The organism is Leucobacter sp. NPDC058333 (assembly GCF_042726155.1).
GTDB lineage: Bacteria > Actinomycetota > Actinomycetes > Actinomycetales > Microbacteriaceae > Leucobacter.
In genome coordinates this window covers 203218-223458 of sequence record NZ_JBHXHV010000003.1, presented here as the reverse complement: position 1 = coordinate 223458, position 20241 = coordinate 203218, and the positions used below count along the sequence as shown (strand labels likewise).

Genomic DNA, 20241 nt, shown 5'->3' with positions numbered 1-20241 from the left:
TGAGTGGGCTCCTCGAGGTGCGGGTGTTAGATCAGGCCGGGCGTCTGGCTGCGCGCTGCTTCAAAGCGACGCGCAACGTCCTGCCAGTTTGCGATGTTCCAGAACGCCTTCACGTAGTCGGCGCGCACGTTGAGGTAATCGAGGTAGTAGGCGTGCTCCCAGACATCGAGCTGCAGCAGCGGAACGGTGCCAGCCGGGAGGTTGCCCTGCTGGTCAAACAGCTGCACGATGTTCGCGCGCTGACCGAGCGTGTCCCATGCGAGCACTGCCCAGCCCGAGCCCTGAACGCCGAGCGCGGTCGCGGTGAAGTGGGCCTGGAACTTCTCGAAATCGCCGAAGTACTCGTCGATCGCGGCTGCGAGCTCACCCTCGGGGCGATCCCCACCCTCGGGCGACAGGTTGTTCCAGAAGATGGTGTGGTTGACGTGGCCGCCCAGGTTGAACGCGAGGTCTTTCTCCAGCTTGTTCACCGAGGCAAGGTTGCCCGATTCGCGAGCCTCGGCGAGCTGATCCAGCGCCGTATTTGCACCGGTCACGTAGGCCTGATGGTGCTTGTCGTGGTGCAACTGCATGATCTTGCCGCTGATGTGCGGCTCGAGAGCGGCGTAATCATAGGGAAGCTCGGGAAGTGAGTAGGCGGCCATGGGCGATCCAATCTCTAGATGAACAGTTGTCAGATTCAGTCTATGGCGCAGCATCTCGCAGTGGTGGGAAAGGCGTCAGGTGACACCCGGGATTGTCCCGCTGTTCGCCAGCCGCTAAATTGCGTCGAGTTCTTCGGGCAGGCTCGCCTCGGTGCCGGGCACGCCGCGCACCTCTGCTTCTTTGTCTGCCATCGCCAACAGGCGACGAATGCGGCCCGCGACAGCGTCTTTAGTGAGCGGCGGATCAGCCCGAGCTCCGAGGTCGTCAAGGCTTGCCTCGCGGTGCGTCAGGCGCAGTTCGCCCGCATACCGGAGGTGCTCAGGGATTCCCTCGCCGAGCAGTTCCATGGCTCGCTCGACGCGCGCACACGCGGCGACGGACGCCTGCGCGGAGCGGCGAAGGTTTGCATCGTCGAAGTTCACCAGGCGGTTCGCTGTGGCACGCGTTTCGCGCGCGCGACGGAGTTCATCCCAGCTTGTGCGTGCCTGGTCGGCACCGATGAGCCCGAGCATTTCGCTAATCGCTTCGCTGTCGCGAATGAGCACCTTGTTCTGCCCGCGAATTTCGCGGCTCTTCGCGTCGACGCCGATGCGGCTCGCAGCGCCAACGAGAGCCATCGCGACCTCGTTGCTCGGGCACACGATCTCGAGATTCGCGGAGCGACCGGGGGCGGTGAGCCCACCGCGGGCAAGGAACGCACCGCGCCAGATTGCCGCGAGTTCGGGCTGGGCGCCCGTGGTCAATCGGTTGGGCAAACCGCGGATCTGACGTCGGCGCTGATCGAGCAGGCCGAGCTGACGGGCGAGCGTTTCGCCGTCAAGGACGCGAACGAGAAACTGCGGGGCGCCGGGGCGTGTGCTCGACGGGGGCAACTGCTTTGCATCCGAGCGGATGCCGTAGAGCTCGGCGAGGTCTTTACGCACGCGCTGCACGATCTGCGGGGTGTGCAGCTCGGCTTCCAGCGCGATCCGGCCGGAGATGGTGTGCAGCCCGCCTGCAAGACGGAGGATCGTGGCGACCTCGGCAACGCGTTCTCCGGTGCTCTGCACCGGGATTCGCACGAGTTCGCTCTTGACCTCGGGGGTAGACAGCACGAATGGGGTCCTTTCGGAGACAGTGTTTCGATGAATCGGTCGGCGTGTAAAACGTCGACTATTCGCGACCGAGGTCGCGGTGGCGCAGGCTCACGCTTACGCCGGGAAGCCCAGCAAGTCGGTCGGCAAGCTCTCGAGCGGTAGCGACCGAGCGGTGCTTACCGCCGGTGCAGCCTACCGCGAGCGAGGCGTGCCGCTTGTTTTCACGTTGGAATCCGGCGAGCACCGGGGTGAGGGCGGCCACGTAGTGATCGAGGAACTCCGCCGCGCCTTCGCGGCCGAGCACATACTCTTTCACTTCGGGATCGACCCCGGTCAGCGACCGGAGCTCGGGTTCCCAGAACGGATTCGGGAGGAAGCGCATGTCGACCATCAGGTCGACATCCGTGGGAGCCCCGTACTTAAACCCAAAACTCGATACGGAGAGCTGCAGCCCGGGTGTGTTGTCGTCAGAGAACAACTCACGGGTCGCGGTAGACAGTTCATGCACGTTGTACCGTGACGTATCGATGACGACGTCACACGAGGCGCGCAGTTCTTGCAGCCGCTCACGTTCGAGACGGATCCCCTCAAGGAGGCTCTGCTCTTCGCCCTGGAGCGGGTGCGGTCGACGCACTGCTTCATAGCGCCGCACGAGAATTTCGTCTGTCGCATCGAGGAACACGACGCGCACGGTGGCATTGTCACGGAGCTCGTCGACCGTCGCCTGAATATCTGCAAACAAATCGCGACCGCGCACATCGACGACGGCCACAATGCGCGGGAGCGCCCCGCCAGAGCGGTCAGCCATGTCGGCCAGCGTCTTCAGCATGGGAAGCGGAAGGTTGTCTACGACGTACCACCCGAGATCTTCGAGCGTGTTCGCGACCGTGCTGCGACCGGCACCGGACATACCGGTGACGATGAGGATCTCTTGCCGCGATACCGTGTCGTTCATGGGCCGAGTTCCTCCCCCTGCTTCGCTTCAGACTGAGCCTCTAGCTTAGCGCCAGACGCAGTGTCCGTTCGCAGATGGCCGATGATCTGCTCTGCAAGCTTCGGCCCGACACCGGGAGCTGCAGAAAGCTCCGCGAGTGATGCGGCGCGCAAGCGAGTCACCGAGCCGAAATACTTGAGCAGCGCCTGCACCCGCTTGGGGCCGAGCCCCGGGATCTCCGAGAGGCGACTTGAGATTGATGTGCTGCGGCGCTGGCGCTGGAAGGTAATCGCAAATCGGTGTGCCTCGTCGCGCACCCGCTGCACGAGAAACAGGGCCTCACTTGTGCGCGGCAGAATGACGGGGAACGGGTCGCCGGGCAACCAGATCTCTTCCAGCCGCTTTGCAATGCCGCACAGTGCAATGTCGGTGATTCCCGCCTCGGCGAGCGCGCGTGCGGCGGCCTTCACCTGTGGCTCGCCGCCGTCGACAATGAGCAGCTGCGGTCGATCCCGATAAATACCCGACGGTTCCACTCCGGCCTCGCGCGCAGCATTCAGCTGGGCCGCACGGCGAGACACAACCTGGTAGATCGAGTCGGTGTCGTCGGTCGTCTGCTCGATCCGATATTTACGATAGGCGCCCTTCGCGGGGAGTCCGTCTTCGAACACCACGAGCGATGCCACGACACCCGTGCCTTGCAGGTGAGACACGTCGATGCATTCGATGCGCAGTGGCGCCTCGTCCATGTCGATCGCACGCTGGAGCTCAGCGAGAGCATCCGTGCGCGCGGTCAGGTCTGCCGCTCGTTTCAGCTTGTGGCGGATCAGGTGCTCCCCCGCATTGCGCACGGCGCGATCCATGAGCTGCACCTTGTCGCCGCGTTCGGGGATGCGAATCGTGACGCGGCCGCGCCGGGGACGCCTGGCGCCGAGTGCTTCTTCGAGCGCCGCGGCATTTGCCGGAAGCTGCGGTACCAGAATCTGCGGCGGCGGTTCACGCTCGCCCTCGTACGCCGACTGCAGCACCTGCTCAAGCAGCGTCTCGGGGGAATCGTCGAGCTCGACGTCGACGATCCAGCTGCGCTCGCCTCGGATGCGGCCGCCCCGGATGATGAACTGATGCGCCGACGCGGCGAGTTCGTCAGACCGCAGCCCAAACACGTCGAGGTTCACGTCGAGTCCGAGCACGACCGCGTTTTTCTCCATCACGTGTTCGACAGCTTGGGCCTGATCACGGAGCCTCGCGGCATCCTCGTAGCGCTGCTCACTCGCGGCCTCGCGCATGCTGCGCTGAAGTGCCTTCAGATGGCTTGTGTCGCTGCCCGCGAGAAACGCGACGAGCTCCCCCACACGTTCGCGGTGCTCCTCGATCGTGAGCTTCTGCGAGCACGGTCCGCTGCAACGACCGATCTGCCCGGCGAGGCAGGGCTTTCCCGAGCTCATCGCGCGCTGATAGTCGGCATCGTTACACGTGCGAATCGGGAATGCCTGTTGCAGCAGCGACGTCGTCTCGCGCAGCGCCCAGACCTTCGGGTACGGGCCAAAGTAACGTGCACCGCGAATACGCTCGTTACGCGTTATGACGAGTCGGGGCGCGACCTCCTTCAGTGTGACCGCGAGATACGGGTAGGTCTTGTCGTCCTTGAACTGAACGTTGAAGGGTGGCTTGTACTCCGTGATCCAAGTGTGCTCGAGCACCAGGGACTCAGTGTCTGTCGCTACGACCGTCCAGTCGAGCTTCGCCGCGATCGTGAGCATGGTGCGCGTGCGCGGCATGAGTGAGTACTCAGGCTGGAAGTAGTTCGCGAGCCGCGCCCGCAGATTCTTCGCCTTACCGATGTACAACACCCTGCCGTGCCGGTCGCTAAAGCGATAGACCCCGGGAGAAGTCGGGATCTCGCCCTGCGCCGGCCGGAAGGATGCGCGGTGGTCGGTGTCGTTCAAGCCGAAGCTTTCGCTCGGCCGTTCAGCACCTCATTCAAGAACTGCCCGGTGTGACTGTCGGCAACGCGCACAAGCTGCTCTGGGGTACCCTCGGCGATGATCATGCCGCCGCCGGAACCGCCCTCGGGGCCCAGGTCAATGACCCAGTCCGCGCTGCGGATAACGTCGAGATTGTGCTCGATCGTGATCACCGTATTGCCCTTGTCGACAAGTCCGTTCAACACGAGGAGCAGCTTGCGCACGTCTTCGAAGTGGAGGCCGGTGGTCGGTTCGTCGAGCACGTAGATGCTGCGACCGTTTGACCGCTTCTGCAGTTCGGTCGCGAGCTTGACGCGCTGCGCTTCGCCGCCCGAAAGCGTCGTCGCGCTCTGCCCCAGCCGCACATAGCCCAGCCCCACGTCCACGAGCGTCTTCATAAAGCGGTGAATCGAAGAGATCGGCTCGAAGAACTGCTCAGCCTCCGCGATCGGCATTTCGAGCACCTCAGAAATGTTCTTGCCCTTGTAGCGCACCTGCAACGTTTCGCGGTTGTACCGCGAGCCGCCGCAGACCTCACACGCGACATACACGTCAGGCAAGAAGTTCATTTCAATCTTCAGCGTGCCGTCACCCGAGCAGGCCTCGCACCGGCCGCCCTTCACGTTAAAGCTGAACCGGCCGGGTAGGTAGCCGCGCGTCTTCGCTTCGGTGGTTTCCGCGAACAGGTTGCGGATCTTGTCGAACACTCCCGTGTAAGTCGCCGGGTTCGAGCGCGGCGTGCGCCCGATCGGCGCCTGGTCAACGTGTACGACCTTGTCGAGGTGCTCAAGCCCGGTAACGCGTGTGTGCTTACCGGGAACGAGACGAGCACCATTGAGCTGGTTTGCGAGCACGCGATACAGGATGTCGTTCACGAGCGTGGACTTGCCCGATCCCGATACACCGGTCACGGCCGTCATGATGCCGAGCGGGAACGTCGCGTCGACGTTCTTCAGGTTGTTCGACCGCGCGCCCATCACCTTCAGCTCGCGCTTGCGGTCGCGCTTGCGACGACGTTTGGGGGTCTCGATGCTGCGCCGGCCCGCGAGGTAGTCACCCGTGATGGACTCGCGGTTGCTGAGTAATTCGTCGTAGTGCCCCGAGTGGACAACCGAGCCACCCTCGACGCCCGCGCCCGGGCCGATGTCTACGATCCAGTCGGCCGCTTCGATCGTCTCTTCATCGTGCTCGACGACAATCAGCGTGTTGCCGAGGTCACGGAGCTTGATGAGCGTCTCAATGAGGCGCCGATTGTCGCGCTGATGCAGGCCAATGCTGGGCTCATCAAGCACGTAGAGCACGCCCGTCAGCCCCGATCCGATCTGCGTTGCAAGCCGAATGCGCTGCGCCTCGCCGCCCGAGAGTGTGCCCGCGGCGCGCGCCAGCGTCAGGTAGCCCAGGCCGACCTCGATCAAGAAATCAAAGCGGAGGCGGATCTCGCGCAGCACCTGTGCGCCGATTTTCGCTTCACGCTCGGTTAACTCGACCTCGTCGAAGAAGCGCTTGGCGTTCAGCAGGCTGAGTTCGCCGACAGCCGCGATCGACTGACCGTCGACCGTCACCGCGAGCACCTCGGGCTTCAGTCGCTGCCCCTGACAGGCATGGCAGGGTACCTCGCGCAGGAACTCCGACCACCGGTCGCGCTTCGCGTCGGACTCCGCCTCGGCGTACTGACGCTCGATGAACGGGATGACACCCTCGAAGCCAGACGAGTATTTCATCTCGCGACCGAACCGGTTGCGCCAGCGCACGCTCACCTTGAAGTCGTTGCCGTAGAGCACCGCTTGCTGCACCTCATCGCTGAGATCTGACCATGACGACTTCAGCGAGAAGTTGAGATCGTCTGAGAGGCCAACGAGCAGCTTCTCGTAGTACTGATACAGACTTTTGCCCTGACTCGTCCACGGGATAATGACACCCTCGGTGATCGAGAGCTCAGGATCACCGAGTACGAGATCTTCGTCCACAGACATGCTCGTGCCGAGACCCGAGCACGTCGGGCAGGCGCCGAACGGAGCGTTGAACGAGAAAGTGCGCGGCTCAATCTCGGTGAGCTGGACCGGGTGCTGATTCGGGCACGACAACTGCTCGGAAAACTGCTGTACGCGGTCGTCGGCCTTCGCATCACGGTCGATGAAATCAATCGCGACAATGCCACCCGCAAGGCGGAGTGCGGTCTCAAGCGAGTCGGTCAGACGGCCGAGAATGCTGGGGCCAGCGACAAGTCGATCGACCACGACCGAGATGTCGTGCTTCACCTGCTTCTTGAGCTTGGGCGGATCCGAGAGCTGAATCATCTCGCCATCGACGAGCGCACGCGAATAGCCATTGGCCGCGAGATCCTGGAAGAGGTCGACGAACTCCCCCTTTTTCTTCCCCACGACAGGTGCGAGCACCTGGTAGCGCGTGCGCTCTTCAAGACCCATAAGACGATCGGCGATCTGCTGCACGGTCTGCGATTCAATGCGCTCGCCGCACACTGCACAGTGCGGCACACCGATGCGCGCCCACAGCAGTCGCATGTAGTCGTAGATTTCAGTGATCGTGCCCACGGTCGAGCGCGGGTTTCGGTTCGTCGACTTCTGGTCAATGGAGACCGCCGGGCTGAGCCCCTCGATGAAGTCGACGTCTGGCCGATCCACCTGCCCAAGAAACTGACGCGCGTATGCACTCAGGGATTCAACGTACCGTCGCTGGCCCTCAGCGAAAATAGTGTCGAACGCGAGGCTCGACTTGCCACTCCCGGAGAGGCCAGTGAACACCACCATCGAGTCGCGCGGAATCGCGATATCGATGTTCTTGAGGTTGTGCACGCGAGCGCCCTGCACGCTGATTTGGGAGTGCATTGCGGAGGAACGGATGGGGGTCGTGGTCTTCGAAGTCACTGCTCCATAGTACGCGCTCGCTACAACATATTCGAACATACCTACGATATTTTCGCCACCAGCGCACTGGACTCGCAGCCACTATCGAGTACTATTGGTGTAAGCAATCGAAAGGGCAGATCATGTCACTCGCGCAACTAAATCCCCGACGACCCACTCAGGCAGGCACGGTCGGCGATGCTGCACGGGACAGGCTCGTATCGATCGTGACGCACCTCGACGGCGATCGTCTGGAATCTGCAGAAGAACTGCTCGCGGGCATCCTCGCCCATCAGCAGGCCGACACTCGAACACTGACCGGTGCAGAGGTGAGTGCGCTCGCCAGATTTGGCGCGACCGAACACGAGTTGCGTGCGCCGAGCGCCCTCCCCGCCACGACACGGGGGGTGCTCGCGAATCAAAGCTTGGCTGCGCGCAGCGCAACCGTCACGGAGGCCGCAGAGCTCCTTGGGGTTACTCCCGCGCGCATTCGCCAGCGGTGCGCCGCAGGAACATTGATCGCCCAGCGCACGAGTGACGGGTGGCATCTTCCCCGTTTCCAGTTCCCCGAGGATCGCGAGCTGCGCGGGTGGGCAACGGTGGCACGCGCCATTCCACGCGGAACTCCGGTGTTGCTGGCTGAGCGCGTGCTCACCTCCCCCGCGCCCGCGCTTCGCAGCGGCGGCGAAGAGCTTGCCCCGTTCGACTGGCTCGTGCAGGGCGGTGACGCGGCCGCGGCGGCGAGGGCGGTCGATGACGCACTGCACCGGCTGCCATGAGCGAGCGACTGCCGGCGCCAGATACTTCGCGATTCCCCGACCTTGCATCGGACGCAAGCTGGGTGCGGGAGCTCGCCACCGGAACAGGGTTCGCGCGCATTTTTAAGGCCGGCGGCCCGCACCCCGCGGCGTGGTACGACTTTCGAACGTACGGCCCGGTCGACGCCCGGTTTGATCCCCACCCCGAGCCGCCGGGAGACTACCCGGAGTGCGGCGTCATGTATGCCGCCCTTGAGTCGCGCGCTACTACGAGCACCGGCGGCGACCCCCTCGCCGCATTCGCCGCGTGCCTGCTCGAAGTCTTCCAGTCCACAAGGATCGTGCGTCGCGGTGACGACGATTCGACGCTGGTGATCTTCGAGAATGCGCGGCCCCTGCGATTACTCGACCTCAGCGACAGCGACTGGATCACCGTTGCGGGCGGCAACGCTGCAATTTCTTCCGGTGACCACTCGGATGCTCGCTCGTGGGCGCGCGCAATCCACGCCCACTATCCCGAACTCGACGGCATCGTATCGGCGTCTTCGGTCGTGCCTACCGCTCGCGTCGTCGCACTCTGGTCGACCGCAGCGGATGCACTCCCACGGCACCCCCTCGCGCGGTTACGCCTCGACCGTGATGAACTCACTGGCATCATCGACCGAATCGCCGACCGGTACGGGTACGTGGTGTTGTAACCGCCCGCGACGTACGCTGATGCCATGACTCTGAACTTTGACTTCATTGGGATTGTGACCGCGGATCTTGGCGCGTCCCTCGCCTTCTATCGCTCGCTGGGTATCGACATTCCGCAGGGCCTCGACGACGAGGCGCACGTCGAGGCGGTGCTGCCGAACGGCATGAAGCTCGCCTGGGATCCGGTGTCGACCATGGCCGGCTTCATTCCCGGCTACGAGCTCCCGACGGGCGAGAACCGCATCGCGTTCGCGTGCAGCGCGGCGACGCCGGCCGAAGTCGACGAGGCGTATGCGGCCATCACCGCCGAACACCCCGACTCTTCCGGTACGGCGCCGTGGGATACGCCGTGGGGCCAACGGTACGCCACGGTGCGCGACCCGGACGGCAACACGGTCGACCTGTACGCTCCGCTCGCGACCGACGACTGAGTCGCGAGCGGTATCGGTGCGGCCGCACAGCAGTAGTCGCTCCGCTGCCGACACTGCTTGAGCTTGAGCCTGAGCTTGACCTTGCCCCTTCGGGCAAGGTTTAGCCTCGTGCGTGGAGGGAGGCGAGATGCAAATCAGTGAGCTTGCGAAACGCTCGGGTGTCACCGTTAAGGCCGTGCGGTACTACGAGGGGCTCGGCCTGATCGCACCGAACAGACTGCGCAATGGGTACCGAGATTACAACGAGGGCCATGTGCGCATCTGCGTGGAAATCCGTGAGCTCGCCGCGACTGGAATCACTGCGCGACGCGCAGCCCCGTTTGTGGAGTGCCTGCAGCTTGGACACGAGCACGGCGATGACTGTGTCGGGTCACTGGTTACCTACCGAGACGGCATCGCCGAAATCGATCGCATGCTCGCCAAGCTCCATATCCGTCGCGCCGAGCTAGCAGCACGCTTGCACGCGGGCGCGAACCGCACCCAGACGAAGGACGACACAGTGAACGACTATTCCATGCTCCCCGAGGGACTCCCCGTACCGGCCGACGACGGTGCGGCGGATCATCTGCCAGGCACGACGGTTCCGTCACTCCACCTGCACTCCACTGACGGTCAGACGACGGACCTGGGAAATCTCGGCTCCGGGCGCGCGGTGCTGTATTTCTACCCGCTCACGGGGAGGCCAGGCGTTGACCTGCCGGATGGCTGGGATGCGATTCCGGGCGCTCGCGGCTGCACGACCGAAGCGTGCGATTTTCGCGATCATCACGACGAACTCCGCGCCGCTGGCGTCGCGACGGTGTTCGGCGTCTCGAACCAGGAATCCGACTATCAGCGAGAGGTCGTCGAGCGACTGCGGCTCCCCTTCACGATGCTGTCGGACCCGCGGTTTCAGGTGGCGGAGGCACTCGCGCTGCCGACGTTCTCTGCGCCCGGGCATGCGCGCCTGTACTCGCGTCTCACCCTCATTGTGCGAGACGGCAAGGTTGAGCACGTGTTCTACCCGATTTTTCCGCCGAATACGCACGCGCAGCAGGTGTTGGAGTGGTTGCGCGCGAATCCCGCCTAGCTCGGCGCGGATCGCGCGCAACCGTGCGCAGCGGCTAGAGGTGCCCCGCTTCACCCATGCTGCGAAGCTCTCGCTTCAGCTCCGACACCTCATCGCGCAGCCGCCCTGCAAGCTCGAACTTGAGCTCTTCAGCGGCCGCCAACATTTGCTCAGTGAGGTCGGCGATGAGCTCTTCAAGTTGGGCGGCTCCCTCGCCCGCGATCGCTCCCGCGCGCACGGCGCTCGAGCCCCGCTTCGACACCCCGCCCTTGCGCTGCGCGTGCGCACTGGAGCGAGACAGCACCTCTTCAGTGTCAGCTGCTTCTCGGTTCAGCAGCGCCGTGATGTCCCCAATCTTCTTGCGAAGGGGCTGCGGGTCGATGCCGTGCTCAGTGTTGTAAGCGACCTGAATCTCGCGGCGGCGATTCGTCTCATCGATCGCCTCACGCATTGATCGCGTGATCTTGTCGGCGTACATGTGCACCTGCCCGGACACGTTACGCGCGGCGCGACCAATGGTCTGGATGAGCGAGGTGCTCGACCGTAGGAACCCCTCTTTGTCTGCATCGAGAATCGCAACGAGTGACACCTCGGGAAGGTCGAGACCCTCTCGCAGCAGATTGATGCCGACGAGTACGTCGTACACGCCCGCGCGCAACTCGGTGAGCAACTCGACTCGGCGCAGGGTGTCGACGTCCGAGTGCAGGTAGCGCACTCGAATGCCCGCCTCTTCCATGAAGGTGGTCAGCTGTTCGGCCATCTTCTTCGTGAGGGTCGTCACCAGCACGCGCTCGTCGCGCTCTGCCCGCACGCGTACCTCTTCGAGCAGATCGTCGATCTGACCTTCGCTGGGCTTCACGATGATTTCAGGGTCGATGAGGCCCGTCGGGCGAATGATCTGCTGCACCACGCCGTCGGCGCGCTCAAGCTCGTACTTGCCGGGCGTCGCAGAGAGGTAGACCGTCTGACCCACGCGATCTTTGAACTCGCTGAACTTCAGCGGCCGGTTGTCGAGGGCGCTCGGCAACCGGAAGCCGTGTTCGACGAGCGTGCGCTTACGTGAGGCGTCTCCCTCAAACATCGCACCGATCTGTGGCACCGTCACGTGCGACTCATCGATCACGACGAGGAAGTCATCGGGGAAGTAGTCGAGCAGGCAGTGCGGCGCCTCCCCCGGCTTACGGCCGTCCATGTGCATCGAATAGTTCTCGATACCCGAGCAGAAACCGATCTGTTCCATCATCTCAAGATCGAACGTGGTGCGCATGCGAAGTCGCTGCTCTTCGACAAGCTTGTTCTGCTGCTTCAACTCTCGCGTACGGCTTTCAAGCTCGTTCGAGATCTGGCCCATCGCCCGGTTCATCACGTTGCGGCTGGCCACATAGTGCGAGCCGGGGAACACCGAGATGGAGTCGACCTGCTTGATGACGTCGCCGGTGAGGGGGTGCAGGTAGTAGAGCGCCTCGATCTCATCGCCAAAGAACTCGATGCGCACCGCGAGTTCTTCGTACATCGGGATGATCTCGACGGTATCGCCACGGACGCGGAAATTGCCGCGCACGAACTCGATGTCGTTGCGCTGATACTGCATGTCGACGAAGCGACGGAGCAGCACGTCGCGATCGAGCCGGTCGCCGACCACGAGCGGAACCATCGCCTCGTAATACTCTTCCGGCTTACCCAGGCCGTAGATGCACGACACCGTCGAGACGACGATCGTGTCTCGGCGACTGAGCAGCGCGTTCGTCGTGGAGTGACGCAGGCGCTCGACCTCGGCGTTCACCGACGAGTCCTTCTCAATGAATGTGTCGGTCTGCGGCACGTACGCCTCAGGCTGGTAGTAGTCGTAGTAGCTCACGAAGTACTCGACCGAGTTGTTCGGGAACAGTTCTCGGAACTCGCTCGCGAGTTGGGCCGCCAGGGTCTTGTTATGCGCGAGCACGAGCGTCGGGCGCTGCACTGCCTCGATGAGCCACGCGGTGGTCGCCGACTTGCCGGTGCCGGTCGCGCCGAGCAGCACGACGTCGGTCTCGCCGGCGTTAATGCGTCGCGAGAGATCTTCGATGGCCGCCGGCTGATCGCCGCTCGGCTCATACTCGCTGACCACTTCGAATGGGCGGACGCTACGGGTGGGTTCCATATCTTCGAGCGTACTCGGCACCACCGACATTCATGGTTTTAGAGGCGCGGGGTTGCGGTCAGGTAGGGCTAAGTTGCCAATGCTGAGATTTCCAACGTTTGAGACGCGAATCTCGTCGAGCCCCTGCCACTCCGCGGCCTGCGCGAGCAGCTCAGCCGCAACTTCGGGGGTGTGCCGCGGTGCCCCCGGCTCCTGCCAGGCGGCCTGCACGAGCAGTGCGCGCTGCGCGCGATCGGCCTTGAGATCGATGCGCCCGACCAGTCGCCCACCGACCATCAACGGCAAACAGTAATACCCGAACTGCCGCTTCTCTTTCGGCGTATAGATCTCGATGCGGTAGTGAAAATCGAACAGTCGCTCGGCCCGCGGCCGGAACCAGACCACAGGGTCAAACGGTGTCAACAGTGCATCGGGCGCCAGTCGGGTCGGCAACGTTGCGTCTCGGTGCATCCACGCGCGTTCGGGCTTGCCGGCTGACGTGAGCCAGCCCGCAACCGTCACCGGGATCAGCTCACCCTCTGCCTCGAGAACTTCGACGGCTGCGCGGGCCGGCGCAGTCTTGAGCCGGTGGTAATCAGCGAGGTCCGCGAGCGTTCCGACCCCGAGCGATCGCGCGGCCTGCGCGATCAGCGATCGCTGCGCTTCCACAACCGGCACGACACCGAGGCCCGACTCGGGCAGTACCTGCTCGGCGAGTGCGTAGCGCCGTTGAAAGCCCTCGCGCCCCGCGGTCACTACTTCGCCCCACGCAAACAGCACTTCGACGGCGCGCTTCGTTTCACTCCAGTCCCACCACGGACCACGGTTCGCGCGCGGGCCGTTTTCCAGCTCGCGCACGAACGACGGACCCTCAGCCGCGAGTTGCGACCTCACTCGAGCGAGCACCGGCGCGAGCGCAGCAGCATTGCCGCTGCGCTCGTCGCGGGCGCGCCGTTCGGCCATTCGCCACTGGAAGAGCGGGCGATCCGCCACCGGAATAAAGGCCGCCTCATGCGCCCAGTACTCGGTAAATTCGCCGCTGTGCCACAACTGCCGATCGAGCGCCGACGCGTCGTAACTGCCGTGGCGTGAAAACACAGGGAGGTAGTGACTGCGCGCGAAGACATTGACCGAGTCAATTTGCAGCACGTGCAGTCGACCGAGGGCAGCATCAAATGGCCGGCGCTTGCGCAGCCGCGCCGTGTTGGCAAAACCCTGCGCGGCAAGGGCGGTGCGGCGAGCCTCGCTCGCGGTGAGTGTCAGCGACATGCTGGCACGCTATCGCGAGCCGCCGACATCGTCAGCCTAGGCGAACCAGAGTGCGAGCTCGCGCGCGGCCGATTCGGGTGAATCGGATCCGTGCACGAGGTTCTGCTGCACCTTGAGGCCCCAGTCGCGGCCGAGGTCGCCGCGAATAGTACCGGGAGCCGCAGTCGTCGGGTCAGTCGTCCCGGCGAGCGAGCGGAAACCCTCGATGACGCGCTCACCCCGGGCACGAATCGCGATCGACGGGCCCGACGACATGAACTCGAGCAGCGGCTCATAGAAGGGCTTGCCCGCGTGTTCGGCGTAGTGCGCTGCAAGCAGATCGCGATCAGGATCGACAAAGCGCAGCCCGGTCAGGCGGTAGCCCTTTGCCTCGATACGACGGATGATCTCACCAGTGAGTCCGCGTTCGACACCGTCGGGCTTGACCAGGATCAGGGTTTCTTCTACCGACATAGGTACTCCTCAGGTTTCATGATGCACGATCTGGTTTTCGCGCACTTCGTGACGCGAATTCGAGCTGTGCCGCAACAGAGCGGCTCGATCAGAGTGTAGCGAACCGCCGAGCGTCAATAACTCAGCCCGCCTCGCTCTGCGTGGCCAGCCAGGCGGCGCGATCCCGATCGATGCGCGAGCCGCGCACCATGCAGTACACCCACAGTGCGGTGAACAGCACGCTGACGATCAGTGTCATCGGCAGAATGATGGCGACGAGCAGCATGAGCGCGTGCACGACCCACCCGATGATGATGCCGACGCGCCCCCGACGCATGGCCGCGAGCCCCACCAAAATAACGACGGCGAGGCCGCCGCCTAGATACAGCCCGAGCTCCCGCGGTTCAAGCGTGGCAAGCCCGAACAGCGTCAGTCCGATGAGCACGACGATGAACAATTCGAAACCGAGCACGATTGAGGCGAGTGCCTTCTGCGTGGAAGTCGGCCCACGTCGCGCCCCAGCGATGCGCATCGCGGAGTTGTGCGCCGCGGTCTCCGATGGCGAGAGCGTCAGCTCGGGCTCCTCGCGGTCAGACCCGTCGCCCGCTGCTCCTCTGCCCTGACCCGTGCCGTCGCTCACGCGATCCCCCAGCCATCGGCGCGTGAAAACGAAATGGCCTCGCCCGCGAGCAGCACGGATCCCATTACGAGCACGGCGCGCCCATCAGCACGCGCAGCCCACCCCCGAGCTTCATCGAGTGCCTCGGGGAGGGAGTCGGCTATTTCGATCGGCGTCCCGGGAATTTCTGCCTCAGCCATATCTTGCAGGTCGAGGATCGGTGTGCTCCGGGGCGAGTCAACCGGGGTGAGCGTCACGCGGTGCGCGATCGGCGCGAGGGTAGCGAGTAGACCGGCGACATCCTTTTCTTCCAGGACACCGATGACCAGGGCCAGCTCCTCGAAGTTGAACGAGTCTTCGACCGCCGAGACGAGCGCAGCTGCACCGTGCGGGTTGTGCGCCGCGTCGACATACACGATCGGTTCGGTGCCAATGAGCTGCAGGCGTCCAGGAGAGGTGAGCCCGCCGAACCCGTCGTCGAGCACCTCCTCGGGCACGGGGCGTTCGGCACCGAAGAACGCTTCAACAGCGGCGATGGCGAGCGTCGCGTTCTCGGCTTGATGCCGCCCGTACAACGGTACGAAGACCGGATCGTACGCGTGACCGGCCATACCCACCACGTCGATCTGTCGACCACCCACCGCGACGCGGTCATCGAGCAGTGAGAAATCGCGTCCCTGCACCGCGATCGAGGCACCATGGCGCGCCGCAGCGTCACTGAGCTCGGACAGCGCCTCGGGCTCCTGCACCGCAGAGACAACGATGGCGCCATCCTTGATGATGCCCGCCTTTGTTCGAGCGATCGTCTCGACATCGGGGCCGAGAATCGCGGTGTGATCAAGGCCGATCGGGGTGAAAACGGCGACGCGGGCGTCCACGATGTTCGTGGCGTCCCACTCGCCGCCCATGCCAACCTCAATCACTGCGACATCAACGGGAGCGTCGGCGAACGCCGCAAACGCCAGCACGGCCAGTGCCTCGAAGAACGTGATCGGTCCGTGCCCGGCGGCGACGAGCTCGGCGTCGGCGACCTGCAGTGGCAACTGCAGTTCGTCCCACGCCGAGGCGAGTACCTCGCCATCGATCGGCTCACCGTCCAACTGGAATCGCTCGGTGAACTCGACGAGGTGCGGGCTCGTAAAGAGGCCCGTTCGCAGTCCGTGCGCTCGCATCAGCGAGGCGATCGCCCGACTCGTCGATGTCTTCCCATTCGTTCCCGCGACGTGAATCACGGGGTAGGAGAGCTGCGGCGATCCGGCGAGCTCGGCCAGTCGTCGCACCGGCTCGATGCGCGGGCGCGGCTGCGCCTCCCCCACGCGCTCAATCAGTGCCGTGTATACGCGTTCTGCGCCGTTCATGCGGTCGCTCCCGTCAAATCTGTCGCGTCGATAGTCACGACAATGACCTCTTTTTCGGCGCCGAGCGCGCGCGCGGCTGTGACGTGCACGCCGTTACCCGGGGACACGAGGTCATCGACGATGGCATCGAGTCCGACCGACTCCTGTACCGCGAAGCCCTCGGCGAGCGTCTCTGCGGCAATGAGCGCAGCGTGCGTTTGCAGCGCGGCAGCGTAGGCGGGTTCCGCGTTCAACGCGAGCACGATGCGATCGCTCACCTCAAGACCAGCGTTCTTGCGCGCCTCCTGAACGGCCCGGATCGCGTCGCGCGCAATGCCTTCTGCCTCAAGCTCGGGGGTCAGCACCGTATCGAGCAGCACAAATCCGCCTCCCGGGAGCAGCGTGAGGGCCGGCCCACCGTCGCCGTCATCGTCGCTCGAACTGGCACGAAGCGTCAGCTCGTACTCGTGGGGCTCCAGGGCGATACCCCCGGCCACCACTGTGCCGCCCTGCTCGCTCCAGTCTCCCGACTTCGCGGCCTTGATCGCTTGCTGCACCTGCTTGCCCAGTCGCGGACCGGCAGCGCGGGCGTTCACAGACAGCGTCTGCACAATGCCGTGTTCGTCGGCGCTCGTCGGCGACTGTTGCACGAGCTCGACCGACTTCACGTTCAGCTCCTCACGAAGGATGTCCGCGAAGGGTTCGAGCGCCGCCGGATGCGCGTCGACCACGGTGAGCGAGGCCAGCGGCAAACGCACACGAAGACCCCGGCTCTTTCGCAGAGCAAGCGCCTGCGACGTGATCTGCCGCACCTCATCCATTGCCGAGACAAGTACCTCGTCGTCAGGGAACTCCGACGCTTCGGGCCAATCGGTCAGGTGCACTGAGCGCCCTCCGGTCAGGCCGCGCCACAGCTCCTCGGTGACGAGCGGGGCGAGCGGCGCAGCGACGCGAGCCACCGTCTCGAGCACCGTGTAGAGCGTGTCAAAGGCCTGGCGATTTTCTGGTTTTCCATTCTCGCCGGAGACGCCCTCCCAGAATCGGTCGCGTGATCGCCTGACGTACCAGTTAGTCAGTACCTCGGCGTACGCGCGAAGCGCCTCGGATGCCGAAGTCGTGTCGAGCGCTTCGAGGTGCGCCTCGACGTCGCGCACGAGTCGACCAGTTTTGGCCAGGATGTAGCGATCGAGCGGGTCGGTGGAGTCCGTGCGACGCTCGGCCTCGATCCCGTCGGCGTTCGCGTACAGCGAGAAGAAGTACCACGTGCTCCAGAGGGGCAAGATAAACTGCCGTACGCCCTCGCGAATCCCTTCTTCGGTCACGATGAGATTGCCGCCGCGCACCACCGGTGAGGCCATGAGGAACCAGCGCATCGCATCCGAGCCGTCGCGGTCAAACACCTCATTGACGTCGGGGTAGTTGCGCAGTGACTTCGACATTTTGTTGCCGTCGGAGCCGAGCACAATGCCGTGACTGATCACGCTCGTGAATGCTGGCCGGTCAAACAGCGCCGTCGCGAGCACGTGCTGCACGTAGAACCAACCACGCGTTTGACCGATGTACTCAACGATGAAGTCGGCGGGCTGGTGCGTCTCGAACCACTCTTGATTCTCAAACGGATAGTGCGCCTGGGCGAACGGCATTGAAGCAGAGTCGAACCAGACATCAAGCACGTCTTCAATGCGTCGCATCGTCGAGCGGCCAGTGGGGTCGCTCGGATTCGGGCGAGTCAGGCTGTCGATGTAGGGGCGATGCAGATCCACCTCCCCCGCCTCATTTCGCGGCAGTTCACCGAAGTCGGCCTCGAGGTCAGCGACCGAGCCGTACACGTCGACGCGCGGGTACTCAGGGTCATCGCTCTTCCACACCGGGATCGGGCTGCCCCAATAGCGGTTGCGGCTGATCGACCAGTCACGCGCGCCCTCAAGCCACTTGCCGAACTGACCGTGCTTCACGTTTTCGGGAACCCAGGTGATCTGCTCGTTCGTCTCGAGCATGCGCTCCTTGATATCCGTGACGCGCACGAACCAGCTGGAGACGGCCTTATAGATCAGCGGGTTGCGGCACCGCCAGCAGTGCGGGTAGGAGTGCTCATAGCTCTGCTCGCGCAGCAAACGGCCGCGCTCACGCACGAGTCGGATGAGCGGCCGGTTGGCATCCATCCACAGCTCGCCAGCGACATCGGTCACCGCCGCGATGAAGCGGCCGCCCTCGTCGACGCTCAAGATCGTCGGGATGCCCGCCGCCGATGCAATGCGGTGGTCATCCTCACCGTAGGCGGGCGCCTGGTGCACGATTCCGGTGCCGTCCGTCGTCGACACGTAGTCATCGACGAGGATCTGCCAGCTGTTCTCTGTGCCCCACGTCTCCGCGTCCGAGAAGTAGTCGAAGAGCGGCGCGTAGCGCACACCGAGCAGCTCGGCACCGCGCACCTCGCGCGACACGGCAACTACGGCGTCCTCTGCCGAGCCGTAGCCGAGGTCTTTCGCGTGCGCTCCGACGAGGTCTCGCGCGAGCAGATAACGCGCCTCGCCAGCGGCACCGCCGTCGGCGGCACCGGCGGGGCCAGCAACAACGACCGCGTACGAGATGTCGGGGCCGACCGCGAGGGCGGCATTCGTCGGCAGCGTCCACGGCGTTGTCGTCCAGGCGAGCGCTCGCACATCGCTGAGATTGAGTGCGCTCGCGCGGTCCCCCACGAGCGGGAAGGCAACCGTAACCGAGGGATCCTGGCGCATTTGGTAGACGTCGTCGTCCATGCGCAGCTCGTGATTCGAGAGCGGCGTCTCGTCACGCCAGCAGTACGGCAAGATGCGCGAACCCTCGTACGCGAGACCACCATCGTAGAGCCGCTTAAACGCCCAGATGACGCTTTCCATGTAGCTCAGATCCAGCGTCTTGTAGCCGTGCTCGAAATCTACCCAGCGCGCCTGGCGCGTGACGTATTCTTCCCACTCTCGGGTGTACTGCAGCACCGACGCGCGCGCCTTGCCATTGAAGGCCGCGACGCCCATGTCTTCGATCTCGGACTTCTCGGTGATACCGAGCTGCTTCATCGCCTCCAGCTCAGCGGGCAGGCCGTGCGTGTCCCAGCCGAAACGCCGTTCGACCTTCTTGCCTCGCATCGTCTGGAACCGAGGAAAGACGTCTTTCGCGTACCCGGTGAGTAGGTGGCCATAGTGCGGAAGTCCGTTCGCGAACGGCGGGCCATCGTTAAACACCCACTCGGGCGCACCCTCGCGACGCCGAATAGATTCCCTGAACGTGTCGTCGGCCGACCAGAATTCGAGCACCTGTCGCTCGAGCTCGGGAAGCTTCGGCGACGGCGACACACCAGCGGCTGCGCCAGTCGTCTTGGAATCGGTGGTGGGCGTGGTTCCCGTGGGCTGCTGAGGGTACGGCATGGGTTCCTTCTCGGTCCGGCGTCGGTCAATGTGCCTGTGCCGGGACGAGACTCGGATCGCAATCCGTTTCCCGCGGTACCACCCTGCTTGCCGCCCGCGTCACCCTGTGGGGTGCGCGGTGGCCGCTTCATTGGACGATGACGGGTCCTACCCGTTCGGTTCTACTGAGCACGCGAGCCCCGGTCACCCGAAACATCGCACTGCCGTTCTTCCAAAGACTCCCCGATGATGGTCGGTTCGCAGTCGTTCGTGCCATTCTAGCGCAGTCGTGTTCGCTCCGCCGCAGGGCCATGTCACTTCACAGCGGGCGAATGCGACGACCTTTGGTAACGAACAGGTAACGATAACTGCGAGAAGAAACCCCAGATCAGCGCAGGGAAGAGGCGTTCTGAGTACCCGACCGGCGCCGAGCGTACCTTGCACTTCGCCACCGTCCATTGTTAGCGTCGAGTCAGCGTTGAGGGCGGCCGCGTGCCATTCTTCCTGATCCGCTCCGGGATATCCAGTGCCGAAATTCGGTGCCCCGGGGTGCGGGAAGTCGAGTGCGGCCCGATCCTCCGCAATAGACAACTGGCCAATTGAGGGGCCGCCCGTCGACACCTGCGCTGTGTCCGCAGTCGTGCTCGACTCAGCTTTGGCGTGCTC

General features: G+C 64.1%; 15 protein-coding genes. 4 read left to right on the top strand and 11 right to left on the bottom strand.

The window, feature by feature from the left end:
- Positions 1 to 26: 26 nt before the first annotated feature.
- The 5 genes from ACFWHR_RS11535 to uvrA form a co-directional block, all read right to left on the bottom strand.
- The gene (locus tag ACFWHR_RS11535; protein WP_382448444.1) at positions 27 to 644 is read right to left on the bottom strand and encodes a superoxide dismutase; all 618 of its coding nucleotides are present in this window, start codon (positions 642 to 644) and stop codon (positions 27 to 29) included.
- A 114-nt stretch (positions 645 to 758) separates the two neighbouring features.
- A complete protein-coding gene (whiA, locus tag ACFWHR_RS11530) occupies positions 759 to 1739 on the bottom strand; it encodes a DNA-binding protein WhiA (protein ID WP_382448443.1) in 981 nt (326 codons plus the stop codon).
- 58 nt (positions 1740 to 1797) lie between these two features.
- Positions 1798 to 2676 (bottom strand): RNase adapter RapZ, encoded by an 879-nt coding sequence (rapZ, locus tag ACFWHR_RS11525; RefSeq protein ID WP_382448442.1) that lies wholly within the window; start codon positions 2674 to 2676, stop codon positions 1798 to 1800.
- The gene (gene uvrC, locus ACFWHR_RS11520) at positions 2673 to 4601 is read right to left on the bottom strand and encodes an excinuclease ABC subunit UvrC (protein ID WP_382448441.1); all 1929 of its coding nucleotides are present in this window, start codon (positions 4599 to 4601) and stop codon (positions 2673 to 2675) included. The genes rapZ and uvrC overlap by 4 nt, the downstream gene beginning before the upstream one ends.
- Positions 4598 to 7465 carry an excinuclease ABC subunit UvrA gene (uvrA, locus tag ACFWHR_RS11515; RefSeq protein ID WP_382448708.1) on the bottom strand — a complete coding sequence of 956 codons (2868 nt, stop codon included), beginning with the start codon at positions 7463 to 7465 and terminating at the stop codon, positions 4598 to 4600. Before uvrA ends, uvrC begins: the two co-directional genes overlap by 4 nt.
- A 161-nt stretch (positions 7466 to 7626) precedes the next feature.
- Here uvrA and ACFWHR_RS11510 point away from each other — a divergent pair, with 161 nt between their 5' ends.
- The 4 genes from ACFWHR_RS11510 (at position 7627) to ACFWHR_RS11495 (ending at position 10437) form a co-directional block, all read left to right on the top strand.
- Positions 7627 to 8262, top strand: coding sequence for a hypothetical protein (locus ACFWHR_RS11510; RefSeq protein WP_382448440.1), 636 nt, complete (start codon positions 7627 to 7629; stop codon positions 8260 to 8262).
- Positions 8259 to 8939, top strand: coding sequence for an RES family NAD+ phosphorylase (locus ACFWHR_RS11505; RefSeq protein WP_382448439.1), 681 nt, complete (start codon positions 8259 to 8261; stop codon positions 8937 to 8939). The genes ACFWHR_RS11510 and ACFWHR_RS11505 overlap by 4 nt, the downstream gene beginning before the upstream one ends.
- Positions 8940 to 8963: 24 nt before the next feature.
- Positions 8964 to 9368, top strand: a complete 405-nt coding sequence (locus ACFWHR_RS11500; protein WP_382448438.1) for a VOC family protein — start codon at positions 8964 to 8966, stop codon at positions 9366 to 9368.
- Positions 9369 to 9495: 127 nt separating this feature from the next.
- Positions 9496 to 10437, top strand: a complete 942-nt coding sequence (locus ACFWHR_RS11495; RefSeq protein ID WP_382448437.1) for a redoxin family protein — start codon at positions 9496 to 9498, stop codon at positions 10435 to 10437.
- 34 nt (positions 10438 to 10471) lie between these two features.
- Here the strand turns inward: ACFWHR_RS11495 and uvrB are convergent, their stop codons facing one another.
- The 6 genes from uvrB to ileS form a co-directional block, all read right to left on the bottom strand.
- Positions 10472 to 12556, bottom strand: coding sequence for an excinuclease ABC subunit UvrB (gene uvrB, locus ACFWHR_RS11490; RefSeq protein WP_382448436.1), 2085 nt, complete (start codon positions 12554 to 12556; stop codon positions 10472 to 10474).
- A gap of 30 nt (positions 12557 to 12586) precedes the next feature.
- A complete protein-coding gene (locus ACFWHR_RS11485; RefSeq protein ID WP_382448435.1) occupies positions 12587 to 13804 on the bottom strand; it encodes a winged helix-turn-helix domain-containing protein in 1218 nt (405 codons plus the stop codon).
- A 36-nt stretch (positions 13805 to 13840) separates the two neighbouring features.
- Entirely contained in the window at positions 13841 to 14257 is a 417-nt protein-coding gene (gene ndk / locus ACFWHR_RS11480) for a nucleoside-diphosphate kinase (protein ID WP_382448434.1), read from the bottom strand.
- A 121-nt stretch (positions 14258 to 14378) separates the two neighbouring features.
- Entirely contained in the window at positions 14379 to 14876 is a 498-nt protein-coding gene (locus ACFWHR_RS11475) for a DUF4233 domain-containing protein (protein WP_382448433.1), read from the bottom strand.
- Positions 14873 to 16213, bottom strand: coding sequence for a bifunctional folylpolyglutamate synthase/dihydrofolate synthase (locus ACFWHR_RS11470; RefSeq protein ID WP_382448432.1), 1341 nt, complete (start codon positions 16211 to 16213; stop codon positions 14873 to 14875). Before ACFWHR_RS11470 ends, ACFWHR_RS11475 begins: the two co-directional genes overlap by 4 nt.
- Positions 16210 to 19596 (bottom strand): isoleucine--tRNA ligase, encoded by a 3387-nt coding sequence (gene ileS / locus ACFWHR_RS11465; RefSeq protein ID WP_382448431.1) that lies wholly within the window; start codon positions 19594 to 19596, stop codon positions 16210 to 16212. Before ileS ends, ACFWHR_RS11470 begins: the two co-directional genes overlap by 4 nt.
- Between the last annotated feature and the right edge of the window lie 645 nt (positions 19597 to 20241).

Excerpts from the sequence above, each read along its gene's own strand:
- ACFWHR_RS11535 (WP_382448444.1), bottom strand. The coding sequence starts at position 644 with ATGGCCGCCTACTCACTTCCCGAGCTTCCCTATGATTACGCCGCTCTC.
- rapZ (WP_382448442.1), bottom strand. The coding sequence starts at position 2,676 with ATGAACGACACGGTATCGCGGCAAGAGATCCTCATCGTCACCGGTATG.
- uvrA (WP_382448708.1), bottom strand. The coding sequence starts at position 7,465 with ATGCACTCCCAAATCAGCGTGCAGGGCGCTCGCGTGCACAACCTCAAG.
- ACFWHR_RS11510 (WP_382448440.1), top strand. The coding sequence starts at position 7,627 with ATGTCACTCGCGCAACTAAATCCCCGACGACCCACTCAGGCAGGCACG.
- ACFWHR_RS11505 (WP_382448439.1), top strand. The coding sequence starts at position 8,259 with ATGAGCGAGCGACTGCCGGCGCCAGATACTTCGCGATTCCCCGACCTT.
- ACFWHR_RS11500 (WP_382448438.1), top strand. The coding sequence starts at position 8,964 with ATGACTCTGAACTTTGACTTCATTGGGATTGTGACCGCGGATCTTGGC.
- ACFWHR_RS11495 (WP_382448437.1), top strand. The coding sequence starts at position 9,496 with ATGCAAATCAGTGAGCTTGCGAAACGCTCGGGTGTCACCGTTAAGGCC.
- uvrB (WP_382448436.1), bottom strand. The coding sequence starts at position 12,556 with ATGGAACCCACCCGTAGCGTCCGCCCATTCGAAGTGGTCAGCGAGTAT.
- ACFWHR_RS11485 (WP_382448435.1), bottom strand. The coding sequence starts at position 13,804 with ATGTCGCTGACACTCACCGCGAGCGAGGCTCGCCGCACCGCCCTTGCC.
- ndk (WP_382448434.1), bottom strand. The coding sequence starts at position 14,257 with ATGTCGGTAGAAGAAACCCTGATCCTGGTCAAGCCCGACGGTGTCGAA.
- ACFWHR_RS11470 (WP_382448432.1), bottom strand. The coding sequence starts at position 16,213 with ATGAACGGCGCAGAACGCGTATACACGGCACTGATTGAGCGCGTGGGG.
- ileS (WP_382448431.1), bottom strand. The coding sequence starts at position 19,596 with ATGCCGTACCCTCAGCAGCCCACGGGAACCACGCCCACCACCGATTCC.